The following is a 15,301-nucleotide window of genomic DNA, read 5'->3' on the forward strand; positions in this document are numbered from 1 at the left end:
CAAAAGGCAGCGCCCGTGCGGAGCGCTGCCTTTTCTAGTCCGATTGGGCGCGGCTGTCAGCCGCGGCGGCGGTGCCGCGTCAAACCGTTCACGACATCCTGCGCGCTGATCGTGCCGATCACCGTGCCGTTGTCGACGACGCCGACATTGCCGGGCGTGCGCGACATGGCGTCGAGGATGTCGACGAGCGGCGTCTGCGGCGTCGCTGTCGCGGTGACGCCGCCATTGCTGGAGGCGCCGTGCTGCATGACGTCCTGCGCCGTCAGCATGTTGATCGGGTTCATGTTCTGCACGAAATCCGCGACATACTGGTTGGCCGGGTTCTTCACGATGTCCTGCGGCGTGCCGCACTGGATGATCCGCCCGCCTTCCATGATGGCGATGCGGTTGCCGATGCGGAAGGCTTCGTCGAGGTCGTGGCTGACGAAGAGGATCGTCTTCTTCAGCCGGCGCTGGAACTCCAGAAGCTCGTCCTGCAAACGCGTGCGGATCAGCGGGTCGAGCGCGGAGAAGGGCTCGTCCATCAGCAGGATCGGTGCGCCGGTGGCGAACGCCCGGGCGAGGCCTACGCGCTGCTGCATGCCGCCGGACAGCTCGTTCACCTTGCGGCTCGCCCATTTGGTGAGGTTGACGAGTTCGAGCTGTTCGGCGACGCGCGCCTTGCGCTCGTTGTCCGGCACGTTGGCGAGTTCGAGGCCGAAGCCGACATTGTCGGCGACGGTGCGCCAGGGCAGGAGCGCGAACTGCTGGAACACCATCGAGACCGTGTGCATGCGGAAATCGCGCAACGCCTTGGGCGTCGATTTGTACGGGTTCACCGAGCCGTTGCCGGCCTTCACCTGCACATCGCCGCGCACCACCGGGGCAAGCCCATTGACGGCGCGCAGCAGCGTCGATTTGCCGGAACCGGACAGGCCCATCAGCACGAGGATCTCGCCCTCGGTGATCGACAGGGTCGCATCGGCGACACCGAGAACCAGCCCGGTTTCCGCGCCGATCTCGTCGCGGGTCTTGCCCGCATCGACCATGGCGAGCGCCTTTTGCGGGCTGTCGCCGAAGATGATCGAGACGTTCTGGAAGATGACGGTGTCGGTCATTGGGCGTCTCCGTCATCGGAGGAGCGGAAGAGGCGGTCGAGGATGATCGCCAGGATGACGATACAGAGGCCGGCCTCGAAGCCCATGGAGATGTTCACGGTGTTGAGCGCGCGCACCACCGGAACGCCAAGCCCCTTGGCGCCGACGAGGGCCGCGATGACCACCATCGACAGCGACAGCATGATGGTCTGCGTGAGACCCGCCATGATCTGCGGCGTCGCATAGGGCAGTTCCACCTTGCGCAGCACCTGGCTCGGCGTCGCGCCAAACGCCTGGGCGGCTTCCACCAGCGAGGGCGGCGTGGAGATGATGCCGAGGCGGGTGAGGCGGATCGGTGCGGGAATGGCGAAGATGACCGTGGCGATGAGGCCCGGCACCATGCCGAGACCGAAGAGGATGAGCGCCGGGATCAGGTAGACGAAGGTCGGGATCGTCTGCATGAGATCGAGGATCGGCCGCAGGATCGAGTAGAACCAGGGCCGGCGCGCGGCGGCGATGCCGAGCGGCACGCCCACGACCATGCTGACGCCGGTCGCGGCCAGGACGAGCGCCAGCGTCTCCGTCGTCTCCTTCCAGTAGCCCTGGTTCACGATGAGCAGCAGGCCGAGGAAGGTGAAGATCGCCACGCCGAGCGAGCGGCGGAAATACCAGCTCAGCCCCGTCACCAGCGCGATGAAGAAGAACGCATAGGCGAGCTTGCCGCCGGCGCTGGTGATGAACGGCCCTTGCAGCAGGAAGAGCACGGCATCGATGCCGGCCTGCAGGAAGACCTTCAGGAAGTCGAACAGGCCTTTGCCATTCGTCGTCAGCCAGTTGACGGCTTCCTTGGCAATCGGGCCGATCGGAATTTTAGAAACGGTAAGCCAATCCACGGCAGCAAGCCCCGTTCTGGAGGTTGAGGATGAGCAGAAATGCCCGCGCAATTCCGGGTGCAAAACCGTCGCACACTTTTGCTGGAATTGCAGTATCCAGAGGCAGGAAGGGCGGGAAAGTTTCCTTCCCGCCCTATTCTGGCCTGTTAGAGACCGAGTGCCATTTTTACGGCCGGCAGGGCCTCGCCGCTGCCGTCCTTGGTCGTGACGCCGGCAAGCCACGGCTCGATGGCCGCCGGGTTGGCCTTGATCCATTCGGTCGCGGCCGCTTCCGGGTCCTTGCCGTCGTTCAGGATCTTGCCCATGATCTGGTTTTCCATTTCCAGCGAGAACTTGAGGTTCTGCAGGAACTTGCCGACATTCGGGCATTCTGCGACATAGCCCTGGCGCACATTGGTGTAGATGGTCGCGCCGCCGAGGTTGGGGCCGAAGACGTCGTCGCCGCCGGTCAGGTACGTCAGCTTGAAGTTGGCGTTCATCGGGTGCGGTTCCCAGCCGAGGAAGACGACCGGGGTGCCATCCTGCTCGGCGCGGGCGACTTCCGCCAGCATGCCCTGCTCGGAGGATTCGACCACTTCGAAGCCGGTGAGGCCGAATTTGTCGCCGGAGACCATGTCGATGATCAGGCGGTTGCCGTCATTGCCCGGCTCGATGCCGTAGATCTTGGCGCCGAGCGCATCCTTCTGCGCGGCGATGTCCTTGAAATCCTTGATGCCGAGTTCGGCGCCCTTGGCGTTGGTCGCGAGCGTGTATTTCGCGCCCTCGAGGTTCTCGCGCACGGTCTCGACCGAGCCGTCCTCGCGGAACGGCTTGATGTCGGCTTCCATGGTCGGCATCCAGTTGCCGAGGAAGACGTCGATGTCCTTGTTCTTCAGCGAAGTGTAGGTGACCGGCACGGAGAGAACGGTGGTTTCCGTCTCGTAGCCGAGGCCCTTCAGGATGGTGGCGGCCGTCGCGGTCGTGGCGGTAATGTCCGTCCAGCCCACATCCGAGAACCGAACCTTGCCACAGCTTTCGGCTTCGGCGGCCGAAACATGGGCGACGCCGAGGGCGAGGACGGACAAGGCTGCGGCAAGAATGGTTTTGAATGGTGATGCAGTCTTCATTTTTTGCTCCCCTTATAATTGGTGGTATAGCCAATCATCAAAACGACATGCTTTCAAGCACCTTGGCGTAGCCCGAAGCCACTGAAACGTCCAATAAATTTCGCGCCTGTTCGCAATTGCGCCCATGAATGTCGCAACGGATGGGCCGTGCTGTTTTCTGTGGTTTTCCGCCCTTTGCGGCTGGAAAATCGCGTGCTCCCGCGCCATGACGCGGGGACGGAGAAAATCATGGCCAAGCTCTATTTCAGTTACGCGACGATGAACGCGGGCAAGTCGACGCTGCTCCTGCAGGCGTCCTACAACTACCGTGAACGCGGCATGCGCACGGCGATCTTCATCGCCTCCTTCGACGACCGCGCCGGCCAGGGCCGCATCTCGTCGCGCATCGGGCTGACCTCGGATGCCATCGCCTTCGACCATACGGACGATCTCTACCGCCATATCGAGCAGCTGAACGGCGACGGCGAAGGCGAGATCGCCTGCGTCTTCGTCGACGAGGCGCAGTTCCTGTCGGAAGAGCAGGTCTGGCAGCTCGCCCGCGCCGCCGACCGCCTGCACATCCCCATCATGGCCTATGGCCTGCGCACCGATTTCCAGGGCAAGCTCTTTCCGGGCTCCCAGGCGCTGCTTGCCATCGCCGACGAGCTGCGCGAGGTGCGCACCATCTGCCATTGCGGCCGCAAGGCGACGATGGTCGTGCGGCTCGGCGCAGACGGCAAGGTGGCACGCGAGGGCGCACAGGTGGAAATCGGCGGTAACGACAAGTACGTTTCCTACTGCCGCCGCCACTGGGACGACATCATGAACGCCGATTGACGGCATCGAGCGGCGAAGGACGGACGATGAAACATCTTCTTGCAGGTGCAGCCGCATTCCTCTGTCTTACCACCTCCGCGCTGGCGGAGGGTGATCCAATCGCCGGCAAGGCGGTGTTCAAGAAATGCATGGCCTGCCACTCGACGGAGCCGGTCAACAAGGTCGGGCCGACCTTGTCCGGTATTATCGGCCGGCCGGTCGCCTCCATTGCGGATTACAGCTATTCCCCGGCCATGACGGCCTTTGCCGAGGGCGGCAAGCAATGGAACGAGGGGCTGATCGCCGAATATCTGATGGCGCCCAAGGCGATGGTGCCGGGCACGCGCATGACCTTCGCCGGGCTCAAGAAGATCGAGGACATCGCAAATCTCATTGCCTACTTGAAGAGCCCGGCGCAAGAGTAGGCGTGCCCAAGAATTTTTGCCCGCCGGCCTTGCGGGCGTCCCGTACTGTCCCACATCTTGTTCCGGTAACGCCGTCGGGCAGGTTCCTATCCGTCTGAAATCGTATAGTGTTGCCGCAACGGAATAAATCGGGCGGCGAAGACGTCTGCCGTGGAGAGTTTCAAGGGGACAAGGCATGGCCACACTTCAGAATTTCGATGCGGAAATCGAGAAGACCCGCAGCGTCGTCAGCCAGATGCGCAGCAAGATGGAGCAGTCGGGCGTCGTGCTCGACCAGTTCGCCAAGGCGGACACCAAGCTCGGCGACGTCAATTTCGACATCGAGAACGCCCGTATCTCGGATGTCATCAACCAGCAGAAGGTGATGGAGGGCAATATCGCCGATCTCATCATCGGGCTGGAGGATGCGACCAACATCTTCGGCACCGAATTCGAGAGCATGAAGAGCTATACGGGCTATGAAAAGTTCATCGGCATCTTCTCCAAGCAGAAGATGCAGCGCATGCGCACCGACCGCGTGCGCAACATGTCGCTCGCCGGCAACCTCCAGGAACTGCTCTCCAAGTCCGACACGATCGTCGGCATCCTGAAGGAACAGAAATCGATCCTCGACCAGCGCTACAAGACGTCCGAAGCGAGCCTCGTGCAGGTGATCGAGCGCCGCAAGGGCACGATGGTCAACCTCGAAGCGACCCAGAAGCGCATCGAGGAGCTGAACCCGCTGCTCATGGACCTCGAAAACCGCATCGCCGCCTCGACCGACCAGAAGAGCCGCACGGAACTCGAAGGTGAGCGCTCGGCGCTGGCGACCGAGTACAACATGATGCAGGCGAAGGAGCAGGAACTGCTCGCCGAAAGCCAGACGCTGGAACGCTACACCTCGATGTTCCAGACCTTCGTCGATTCGCTCAACAACCAGATCGCCGCGCAGAACACGCTGATCAACAAGCTGACGATCGATACCGAGCAGCGCATCGTGCTCTACAAGGCGCTGGAAGATTCGTTGAAGACGGCCGCCCAGCAGGACGTGGCGCATAAGATCAACACGCTCGGTTCGCAGGTCGATACCGCAGCGGAAGAGACCATGGCCGGCATCGGCTCGGCCGCCCAGCGCCATATCGGCGACCTTCTCGAAATGCACGAGAAGAACATGCTGTCGACCCAGGACATCCAGCGCCGCAAGAAACTCGCCGACGATGCGTTTGCGCGGCGGTTCCAGGCTGTCATGGACAAGCACAACACTGCGAATTACGTGAAGCAGTGATAGCCTGAATGCCGATGTCGCGTATCGTGTCACCCCCCTCTGCCCTGCCGGGCATCTCCCCCTCAAGGGGGGAGATCGGCAAGAGGCGTGGGCATCCCTCATATCGCGGCGTTCAGGATTGGCGAAAGCCTAGCCTCCTCCAATCTCCCCCCTTAAGGGGGAGATGCCCGGCAGGGCAGAGGGGGGTATTCTCCGCATCCATGAGTAACGGGGTACACCCCCAATGAACGCCCCCGCCGACAGCGCCGTCGCGCAATATTTCTCCACCATCCGCTCCGCCCTCGGCGGCCTCGAAATCTTCCTGGCCGACCGCAACTCGCCGCTCTACCGCAACTCCGTGGTGGGCGAGATCGTCGTGCCCTATCTCGCCCGGCTGCAGGCCTCCTTCGCCTGCTGGGAGAACCGCATCGGCTTCATCGACCAGTTCCGCGTCTCGCGCGCCGAAAGCGGCTTTCCGGTGTTCCAGAACGTGCTGGAACTGGAAAACGACCGGCAGACAGCGGAAAAGCGGCTTGCCGCCATTCCGAATGCCGACCAGCTGCGCGGCGAGATGGCGGATTTCATCCTGCGCCAGAAGGCCTTCCCGACCGATCTTCAGGGCCGCATGGCCGAGCGGCTCTATCTGGAACAGATCGGCAAGGGCGACATCTTCTCGCCCTTCGTGCTGCCGGAGACGATCCGCGTCGCAGTCAACCCCAAGACCATGCGGCCCTATTACATCGTCTGCTGGGGCGCCTTCGACGGCACGGCGACGCTGCCGATGGTCTACATGGCGACGATCGAGGATTCGAGCGAGAACGTCGTGAAGATGCTGGTGGGGCAGGACGGCAAGCTCAATCCGGACGTGGACATCCCGCTACCCGTCGGCGGCCTGCTCAATCCGGAACTTGCCAGCCGCTTTGACGATTTCACGTTGAAGAACAGCGCCTATTCGCTGACGCCTGCGACGATCGCCACCAATCTCGACAAGGATTTCCCGACGCTGCACCCCAAGCAGCTGCGCCGCATCGTGCTCGGGCCGTTCTATTCGGCCGGCATCACCGAGAACAATGCGCGGGTCAACGAGATCCTCTCCAAGGTGCGCAAGCCCGAAAACGCCTGGCTGCTGACCTGGACGGTGCAGGAGGTGTTCTCCAAAGCCGAGCGTCCGGCGCAGAAGGGTTTCTGGAGTTCCACCCCGGCGCAGGAGGAATTCCACATCGAGACCAACGATCTCGAAGCCGCCCGCATGGGCGTCAGCACATACGAAAAACATGCGCTCGTGCCGCACGATGCCTACCAGGCGCTCTACGCCGCAGGCGAGACCGCTGGCATCTTCGGCGCCTATAAGGTGCATGTGATTTCCGGAAACCAGGTGATCAGCGAGGGGTAGAAACCCTTCCCGCCGAATTTTCAAAAGGACTCCGCCATGAGCCTCAATGCCGGACTGACGACGATCCACGAAGACGACATCGCCAAACATCAGGCGGCGGCGCAGAGCCTCGTCACCAAGCTCGTCATCCTCGAAAGCGAAGACGGCAAAAGCGGCACGACGCTCGCCGGCACAGGCCGGCGTTTCGTCTCCACCGTTTCGACGGCGGGCACGCGGCGCACCCGCGAGGTAGAGCTGGCAAAGACCATCCAGTCCGTGCGCGCCGCCGATCCGCTGCTCTCGCCGCAGCAGCATGCCGTGCTGTTCCGCTCACGGCGCGGTTTGCAAGTGGCGCTCGCCGTCACCGATGCCTTCTCCCGCCAGACCAATCTCGAAGGCCTGCAATCGCGCAATCTCGCCTCGCCCCTGGCCGGCGACGAGGCAAACCAGTTCAAGGCGCTGCTCGCCGCCTCCGCCTATATCGCCGCCTTCACCTTCGCCGCCTATCTCGGCTCGACCCTTCCGGGCGAGGGGGAGCCGGTGGAAGACGGCGGCGAGCCCGACTACCTCTTCGACACGCCGCAGGATGCGCTGAAAAGCATGATCGCCGGCCTTGAGCACACGATCGCCGGTGCGCCGGACGATGCAGCACTGATCAGCCGCGCCCGCGCCTTTTCGCGCGTCGCCATCGAGGGGCTGATCGGCCGCCGTGCGCGCTTCACCGGCCTTGCCGGCTTCGAGAATGCGCATATCCGCATCGAGCAGGACGATTTCACGCTTTCCGGCTTCGACGTGGCGCCCGGCCAGAAGCGCAAGCCTCTGACCATGACCTTCAAGAAGCCCGAGGAGATCATCGGCAACCACATTGCCAAATACCAGGCGATGAAGCTCGCAAAGATGCTGGTCGCCTATGATTTCGAGCGGCAGCTCAACCCCTTCGTCGAACTCGGCGGCTTCCTCTTCACCTTCATCGGTGACGGCATGCCGGGCACCGGCAAGACGATCCTCATCCAGATGCTCGCCGGCCTCGTCAACGATTACTGCCAGACCGCCGGTTACGCCTTCCATTACGAGAATTTCGGCGTCGACCAGATTTCCTCCTACCAGGGCAAATCCGGCCAGAACTGCAAGGAATTCGTCAACAACGTCATCAACCCGAAGGCAATCGGCTTCGGCACGATCGACGATGTCGACCAGGTCGCGGCCAAACGCTCTGACGACCGGGCGTCTGCCGGCCAGCACGAAGTGACGGCGGTGCTGATGGAAAGTTTCGCCGGCGCCTCGACGGTCATCCGCGGCAACTGCACCTTTGGCATGTTCTCCAACTATCCGGAAAATGTCGACGACGCTCTGCGCCAGCGCGCCGGCGCCCGCTGGCTGGTCGACGGGCCGCAGACCGAAGACGACTATATCGACATCTTTGCGATGCTCGTCGGCAAGAACCATTCGATCCCGCTCGGCGAACACAAGCTCTTCGAAGGCCAGGAGATCAAGCGCGCCGTCTCGACCTCCTACGAGCAGCATGCCAGGCCGCAGGAAGACGGCCTGCTCGCCGTCTGGGAGGCGCATGAGAAGGAGCATGGCGCGGTCAAGTCGCTCGCCGATGTCGGCGCCTACCTGCACCGCATCAAGATCGCCGAACCGCGCTTCACCGGCCGCGCCATCAAGAACATCACCGATGCGATCAAGATGCGCGCAATGGATGTTGAATTGCCCGACGACTGGTTCACCACCGCCGACGCCTTCATGCACAAGGGCTACGACGAGAAGAAGGCGATGATCGAGGAACTGCGCGGCCCCATCTCGATGGAAATGGTGCTCCAGGAGATCAACCGCTACGCCGATTCCGAATTTCGCTACACCGACAAATCCGACGATGCCGCCGTCACCGACATCATCCGCCGCGAACGCCAGCGCGAAAAGGCGATCCGCGAGATGGAGACGATGAAGGCGGAGGGGCGGTGGTAGGATTGCATGTCACAGTTCTCGCATGGAAACATGCCGCTGCTCGTGCTAATAGGTGGGATGCACATATACCAAGGAGGTCTTTAATGACCCGCCAGACGGCAATTCGGCTTCCTGATGAAACGTATGAGCGGTTGCAGTTGCTTGCCCAACGGACGGGCAGGACCGCGACATACTATATCCGCGAGGCGATCGAGCAGCACCTTGACGACCTTGAAGATGTCTATCTAGCGGAGCGGGCGCTCGAACGGCTGAACCGCGGCGAGACCAGAACCCATCCGCTTGAGGAGGTCTCGCGGGAACTTGGCCTGGACGATTGAGCTTACGGACGATGCAATCCGCCAGCTTCAGAAGATGGGCCGGCCCGATGCGAAACGTATTCGTGAATATCTCTACAAAAGAGTGGCTGTTCTTGAAAGTCCACGTCTGCTCGGCGGGGCCTTGAAGGGAAACGAATTTGGGCATCTTTGGCGCTATAGGGTGGGCGATTATCGCATTCTCTGCCAGTTGCGTGATGGCACGCTCGTCGTCCTGGTCGTCGAGATCGGTCACCGCCGTGAAGTGTATAGATAAAATTTGGATGGCAGCCGTACCCACATGAAACGCCTCCTCGAAGCCGAATTGATCTATGGGCGGCTTTTGCCGGTCGATGAGCCGCATCTGGTCGAGCGCTACAACAAGGCGCTGGACGGGTTTGGCATGCGGCGCACGGCGCTCAGCAGTTTCCGAATCGACATGACGGGGTTTTCGCCGGAGATTGCCGATGAGCTCGGCGACCGGGATTATCTCGATCCGAACCGGGTCAACCGGCGCTTCGTCATCATGACGCCGGAGCAGGTGAACCTGCCGGTGGTGCATACGAGCTTTTCGAACACCGCGGCGCTGATGCACGAGTTCTTTTCGGCCAATGCGCGGGCGATCAACGCGATCACCATCCGCGATGCGCTCTATGGCGAGATTGAGGACTCGGTCTCGGTCGTCAACGATATCGACGACCTGCTGTCGATCAACGAGGTGCGCTTCAAGGTGCTTTCGGCCGAGGACATGCTCGGCAAGGCAGGGGAGTTGCGCGGGCTGGTCGACCGGCTGAAGACGGTGCCGAATGCCTGGTCGGACGATGCCATGCTCAACCGTATGGTGGAGCTTGCCAAGCAGACCGGCGATATCCGCCAGAACGCGCTGGTGCCCGACCAGCTCGTCTTCCGCCACGAAGCCTATTGGGCGAACCATTTCGGCGGCGTCTACGTCTTCCTCGACGACAAGACGACGACGGTGATCTGCGATCCGACCGTGCCGGGTTTCCGCCGCTCGCGGCCATGGCAGGTGAGCTATATCGCGCTGAATGATCACAAGCGCATCTTCGAATTCCTCTCCTCGACCAAGCGGCTGGAACTGCCGCGCGCCTCGTGGGTCGAGCAATCCGGCCTCTTCCAGCACCGGGCGGACATGACGGTCGTCAACCTCGTCAACCAGGGCGATCCGACGAGCGATCTTGAGAAGGCCGACAGGATATGGCTGCAGACCTGGATGCACCGCAATTCCGAGCTTGTGGCGCGCGACGGCACCTATCCGTTCCTGCAGGAGGCGATCCGCACGGTGGCGGCGACGGGCGAGATCAAGATCAACGAGGTGCCGCCGGAACGGCGTTTCCTCGTGGTGCGCGCAGCGCCCGAACATCCCGACCAGTGGCTGGTCAACCGCCTGATTTCACAGATGGTTCCTTATGACTTCGTGTCGCGCTTCGTCTTCGACAAGCAGGGTTTCTACGCGGCCTACGAGCAATATAGCGAAAAGTTCCGCGAGTACGTTGTTGCGACGTTGACGCGGACCTATCTGCAAGACAAGGCTGGCTTCCGCCGAAAGCTGTACGGCATCAGAGAGGACGATACCAATGCTTGACCCGATCGTGGCGTTTTTCCAGCGCATCTTCGCGGCCATCGGCCGGGGCATCGGCCTGGTGATCGCCTGGATCCTCTGGCCGTTCATGGCGGCGGCGAACTGGTATCGGGCGCGCGGCTGGATCATCAAGGGGCCGATCGGCATCGGCTTGCTGGTCCTCTTCGGCCTCTATGCCTATTTCATCTGGCAGGCCCAGGTGTGGAGCGGCTTCAATCCGGATTATGTGAACAATTACAATCTCGCCCAGCGCAAGCAGGATGCCGGCGTCGCCTCGACGGGTGCGGCCGCGACCACGCCGGCCGCGGGCGAAGTGGCGGAGCCGGAGCCGAAAACCTGCGTGCGCTCGGCGATCGTCGACGTCACGGCGGACCTGATCGACTATAATGTCAACCAGAATGCCTGGATCTCCTCGATGCTGCTCTACAAGCTCGGGCTGTTCGGGCTCGACTGGGACAAGACGCCGTGGTTCGACAACAAGGCCTCGTTCCAGCGCGGCATCAACCAGGCGGTGCGCCGTACCTCCGTCGAGCTCGTCGATTCGCTCGGCCGTGTGCGCGGCACGTCCGGCATCAATGCCGATCTTCAGCGCGCCCGCGGCAATATCCAGTTCGATGAGGAGACCTGGTATTTCGGCTCGGATTCGCTGCTGCCGAAGACGCCGACGCCGAACTATTACCGCACGGCGATGGCGGACCTGCGCAAGTTCAACACCTCGCTCGAATCCTGCGAGGCGATCTTCGACGGCCGCTCGGACAACCTGATCGAGTTCCTCGATCGCATCGCCAACGATATCGGTTCGACCTCGGCGATCATCCGCGAGCGCTCGGAATTCCACAATGGCGGCTGGTTCGATACGCGCGCGGACGACCGCTTCTGGTTCGCCTATGGCCAGCTCTACGGCTATTACGGCATCCTGTCTGCGGCCGGCGCGGATTTCGACGCGGTCATCAAGGCGCGTGGCATCGAGCCGATCTGGGCGGAAAGCATCAAGCAGCTGCGCTCCGCACTCAGCATCCAGCCGGCCATCATCTCGAACGGTCGCGAGGACGGCTGGATCATGCCGACCCATCTGGCGACGATGGGCTTCTATATCCTGCGGGTGCGCTCGAACCTCGTCGAAATGCGCGACGTGCTGGCACGATGAGCGAATAGGGAGTTGCGAATAGCGAGCAGGGCTAAATTCTATTCGCTATTCGCTATTCGCTATTCGCTATTCGCTTCCGCCGCAAATTTATCGCTCCGTGTCGTTTTTAACCCAGCAAGCGGCAAATTCCGGCGTGGCGCGGCGGGCGGCTTCACGCTGAAATGGCGGGGCAAATAACAAGGGAAAACGCCGCCTTCGGGAGAGGAGACCCGGCTGCGGACGTTTTGCCAAAAGGGAGCGACACTGCATGGCCGACGTGAAATCCGACATCGAAATTGCCCGCGCTGCAAAGAAGAAGCCGATCATCGAGATCGGCGGCAAGCTCGGCATTCCGCCCGAGCACCTGCTGCCCTATGGCCATGACAAGGCGAAGATCAGCGCCGAGTTCATCGCCGCGCAGAAGGGCAAGAAGAACGGCAAGCTGATCCTCGTCACCGCCATCAACCCGACGCCGGCAGGCGAGGGCAAGACGACGACGACGGTCGGGCTTGGCGACGGCCTCAACCGCATTGGCAAGAAGGCCATCACCTGCATCCGCGAGGCCTCGCTCGGCCCGTGCTTCGGCGTGAAGGGCGGGGCCGCCGGCGGCGGTTATGCGCAGGTCGTGCCAATGGAGGACATGAACCTCCACTTCACCGGTGATTTCCACGCCATCACCTCGGCGCACAACCTGCTCTCCGCGCTGATCGACAACCATATCTACTGGGGCAACGAGCAGAATATCGACATCCGCCGCATCGCCTGGCGGCGCGTGATGGACATGAACGACCGGGCGCTGCGCCATATCGTCGGCTCGCTCGGCGGCGTTGCCAACGGTTATCCGCGCGAGACGGGCTTCGACATCACGGTGGCCTCCGAAGTCATGGCGATCCTGTGTCTTTCCATGGATCTCAAGGACCTCGAAAAGCGCCTCGGCAACATCATCATCGGCTATCGGCGCGACAAGTCGCCGGTTTTCGCCCGCGATATCAAGGCGGATGGGGCGATGACGGTGCTGCTCAAGGACGCCATGCAGCCGAACCTCGTGCAGACGCTGGAGAATAACCCGGCCTTCGTGCATGGCGGCCCCTTCGCCAATATCGCGCATGGCTGCAACTCTGTGATCGCGACGACCACGGCGCTGAAGCTTGCCGATTACGTGGTGACGGAAGCCGGTTTCGGGGCCGATCTCGGAGCGGAAAAGTTCTTCGACATCAAGTGCCGCAAGGCCGGGCTGAAGCCGGATGCGGCGGTCATCGTCGCGACCGTGCGCGCCATGAAGATGAACGGCGGCATCAAGAAGGACGAACTGGGCAAGGAGAATATCGAAGCGGTCAAGAAGGGCTGCGCGAACCTTGGCCGGCATGTGCAGAACGTCAAGAAGTTCGGCGTGCCCGTCGTCGTCGCCATCAACCACTTCATCTCCGATACGGATGCTGAAATCCAGGCGGTGAAGGATTATGTGGCGACGCTCGGTGCCGAGGCCATTCTCTGCAAGCATTGGGCGCAGGGCTCTGCCGGCATCGAGGCGCTGGCGCACCGGATCGTCGAACTCGCGGAATCCGGCCTTTCGCAGTTCTCGCCGCTTTATCCGGATGAGATGCCGCTGTTCCAGAAGATCGAGACGATCGCCAAGGACATCTATCATGCCGGCGAGGTGATCGCCGACAAGTCGGTGCGCGACCAGTTGCGTGTCTGGGAGGACCAGGGTTACGGCCACCTGCCGGTGTGCATGGCCAAGACGCAATATTCCTTCTCGACCGACCCGAACCTCCGCGGCGCGCCCTCCGGGCATACGGTGCCGGTGCGCGAGGTGCGGCTATCGGCCGGTGCGGGCTTCGTCGTCGTCATCACCGGCGAGATCATGACCATGCCGGGCCTGCCCAAGGTGCCGTCGTCGGAGAAGATCTTTTTGAACGAAGAAGGCTTTATCGAGGGCCTGTTCTGACAAAAGAGGGGCGCTTCGGCGCCCCTCTCGCTTTGGGCTTACGTGCGGCCGAGGAAGTCGAGCTTGCCGACGGGCACGCCGTTGTGGCGCAGGATCGCGTAGGCGGTCGTGAGGTGGAAGTAAAAATTCGGCAGCGCGAAGGTCAGCAGATAGTTTTTGCCGGTGTAGGTCACATCCTGGCCACGCGACTTTATGACGACCGTGCGTTCCGCGGCACCCTCGAAGCCCGATTCCGGCACGGTGGCGAGATAGGAGACGGTCTTTGCGATGCGGGTGCGCAGGTCGGCCAGCGTCGTCTCGTCATCGGGGAAGCTCGGGGCGTCCGTGCCGGTGAGGCGGGAGGCAGCGCCCTTTGCCGTGTCGCTCAGGCGCTGGATCTGGCCGGCGAGCGAGAGCATGTCGGGCGAGAGGCGGGCGTTCACCAGCACGTCCGTCTTGATCTTCTTTTCTTCCGCAAAGGCCTCGGCCTTGTCCAGCAGTTTCGTCAGCACGGTGAAGCCGCGCTGGAAGGTGGGGATCGAGATTTCGTAGGGGAGATCGACATGGTGGGGGACCTTTGAGGTGGAATGATTGGGCCGCAGCCGGCCGCCCTACAGATAGGTGCCGCCGTGCCGCCTTTTGAGAAGCGCCAGGAAATAAACGGTGCCTACCAGCAATAGCGGTAGCCGCCGCGCCGTTCCTTCACGTCGAGATGCAGGTGGTTCTGGTGGGCGGCGTCGCTACCGGGGTCGAGCACGGTCGTGAAATAGAGGCAGGCGGCCTCGGTTATGGCGCGCTGGAAGGCGCCCTCCATGGTGGAATCCTTGTCGGCCGGGCGGATGGTGAGGGTCTTGCCGCTCTTCAGCGTGAAGCCCGCGACATCCACCGCATTGCCGAAGGCGTGCTCGGAAATCCTGCCTTCTTCGGCGCCGTTGCGGTTCTTGCAGACATAGGCGGAGGCCTGGGCGAGGACCGTGATCGTCTCGCCCGGCATGGCGGCTTCGAGCGAGGGTTTGACCGATCCCTCCATCCAGCGCGAAAGCTGGAGCGCGGTGTCGCAGCGCACCGTCGCCTCGGGCTCGACCTTGATGCCGCCCGGCAGGCTCTTGAGCAGCACCGGCTTGTCGATACCGCAGGCCTTGCCATCCTCGACGGCGGGCGCCTCCTCGAAGTTCGCGCCGATGGTTTTGAGCTCCGCCCGGCAGGCCGCCTGTTCCTGGCCGTCTTCCTGCGGGCGCTCCTTGGCCTTGTCTTCCTCTTCTTTCGCCTTGCGCGCGGCCTCGGTCTTCGCGGCGTCGTCCTTCACGGCCGGATCGGGTACGGCTTGATCGGGCGTCTCCTTGGCGTCCTCCTTGGCCTGCTGTTCCGGCCGGGCAGCGGGAAGCGGGCCTTCCTTCGGCAGGTCGGCAGCGCCGGTGAGCACCAGCGTGGCGGCAAGCAGAACTATGCGATGGAGCGTTGCGATGGGTCCGTCCCC

At 62.5% G+C, this 15,301-nt stretch carries 15 protein-coding genes; 10 read left to right on the forward strand and 5 right to left on the reverse strand.

What is annotated here, in order from left to right; genetic code table 11:
* Nucleotides 1–56 precede the first annotated feature (56 nt).
* The 3 genes from choV to AC1Q6Z_RS03735 form a co-directional block, all read right to left on the reverse strand.
* A complete protein-coding gene (gene choV / locus AC1Q6Z_RS03725; protein ID WP_435267792.1) occupies nucleotides 57–1,097 on the reverse strand; it encodes a choline ABC transporter ATP-binding protein in 1,041 nt (346 codons plus the stop codon).
* Nucleotides 1,094–1,969: a choline ABC transporter permease subunit gene (choW, locus tag AC1Q6Z_RS03730; RefSeq protein WP_435267791.1), complete on the reverse strand. Its 876-nt coding sequence runs from the start codon at nucleotides 1,967–1,969 to the stop codon at nucleotides 1,094–1,096. The genes choV and choW overlap by 4 nt, the downstream gene beginning before the upstream one ends.
* A gap of 146 nt (nucleotides 1,970–2,115) precedes the next feature.
* Nucleotides 2,116–3,075, reverse strand: coding sequence for a choline ABC transporter substrate-binding protein (locus AC1Q6Z_RS03735; protein WP_492646785.1), 960 nt, complete (start codon nucleotides 3,073–3,075; stop codon nucleotides 2,116–2,118).
* A gap of 228 nt (nucleotides 3,076–3,303) precedes the next feature.
* Between AC1Q6Z_RS03735 and AC1Q6Z_RS03740 the strand changes: the two genes are divergently transcribed.
* The 10 genes from AC1Q6Z_RS03740 (at nucleotide 3,304) to AC1Q6Z_RS03785 (ending at nucleotide 13,845) form a co-directional block, all read left to right on the forward strand.
* Nucleotides 3,304–3,891, forward strand: a complete 588-nt coding sequence (locus AC1Q6Z_RS03740; protein WP_435267790.1) for a thymidine kinase — start codon at nucleotides 3,304–3,306, stop codon at nucleotides 3,889–3,891.
* Between the two features lie 26 nt (nucleotides 3,892–3,917).
* Nucleotides 3,918–4,295 carry a c-type cytochrome gene (locus AC1Q6Z_RS03745; protein ID WP_439624415.1) on the forward strand — a complete coding sequence of 126 codons (378 nt, stop codon included), beginning with the start codon at nucleotides 3,918–3,920 and terminating at the stop codon, nucleotides 4,293–4,295.
* 175 nt (nucleotides 4,296–4,470) lie between these two features.
* Nucleotides 4,471–5,559, forward strand: a complete 1,089-nt coding sequence (locus tag AC1Q6Z_RS03750; RefSeq protein ID WP_256117576.1) for a hypothetical protein — start codon at nucleotides 4,471–4,473, stop codon at nucleotides 5,557–5,559.
* 223 nt (nucleotides 5,560–5,782) lie between these two features.
* Nucleotides 5,783–6,931: a hypothetical protein gene (locus AC1Q6Z_RS03755; protein WP_492646786.1), complete on the forward strand. Its 1,149-nt coding sequence runs from the start codon at nucleotides 5,783–5,785 to the stop codon at nucleotides 6,929–6,931.
* A 36-nt stretch (nucleotides 6,932–6,967) separates the two neighbouring features.
* On the forward strand, nucleotides 6,968–8,878 hold the full coding sequence (locus AC1Q6Z_RS03760) for an AAA family ATPase (protein WP_492646787.1): 1,911 nt from the start codon (nucleotides 6,968–6,970) through the stop codon (nucleotides 8,876–8,878).
* An 83-nt stretch (nucleotides 8,879–8,961) separates the two neighbouring features.
* Nucleotides 8,962–9,195 (forward strand): type II toxin-antitoxin system RelB family antitoxin, encoded by a 234-nt coding sequence (gene relB, locus AC1Q6Z_RS03765; protein ID WP_492646788.1) that lies wholly within the window; start codon nucleotides 8,962–8,964, stop codon nucleotides 9,193–9,195.
* Entirely contained in the window at nucleotides 9,179–9,448 is a 270-nt protein-coding gene (locus tag AC1Q6Z_RS03770) for a type II toxin-antitoxin system RelE family toxin (protein WP_492646789.1), read from the forward strand. The genes relB and AC1Q6Z_RS03770 overlap by 17 nt, the downstream gene beginning before the upstream one ends.
* A 24-nt stretch (nucleotides 9,449–9,472) precedes the next feature.
* Nucleotides 9,473–10,774, forward strand: coding sequence for a DUF6638 family protein (locus AC1Q6Z_RS03775; protein WP_492646790.1), 1,302 nt, complete (start codon nucleotides 9,473–9,475; stop codon nucleotides 10,772–10,774).
* Nucleotides 10,767–11,918 (forward strand): DUF2333 family protein, encoded by a 1,152-nt coding sequence (locus AC1Q6Z_RS03780; RefSeq protein WP_256117569.1) that lies wholly within the window; start codon nucleotides 10,767–10,769, stop codon nucleotides 11,916–11,918. Before AC1Q6Z_RS03775 ends, AC1Q6Z_RS03780 begins: the two co-directional genes overlap by 8 nt.
* 247 nt (nucleotides 11,919–12,165) lie before the next feature.
* Complete coding sequence (locus tag AC1Q6Z_RS03785; RefSeq protein ID WP_492646791.1) at nucleotides 12,166–13,845, forward strand: formate--tetrahydrofolate ligase; 1,680 nt, start codon at nucleotides 12,166–12,168, stop codon at nucleotides 13,843–13,845.
* A 38-nt stretch (nucleotides 13,846–13,883) separates the two neighbouring features.
* On the opposite strand, the gene AC1Q6Z_RS03790 is transcribed toward AC1Q6Z_RS03785, so the two are convergent.
* Nucleotides 13,884–14,336, reverse strand: a complete 453-nt coding sequence (locus AC1Q6Z_RS03790) for a DUF1993 domain-containing protein (RefSeq protein ID WP_492646792.1) — start codon at nucleotides 14,334–14,336, stop codon at nucleotides 13,884–13,886.
* 155 nt (nucleotides 14,337–14,491) lie between these two features.
* Nucleotides 14,492–15,247 (reverse strand): extensin-like domain-containing protein, encoded by a 756-nt coding sequence (locus AC1Q6Z_RS03795; RefSeq protein ID WP_492646793.1) that lies wholly within the window; start codon nucleotides 15,245–15,247, stop codon nucleotides 14,492–14,494.
* Nucleotides 15,248–15,301 lie beyond the last annotated feature (54 nt).

This window comes from Shinella sp. GW835-FHT14H05, assembly GCF_058793575.1.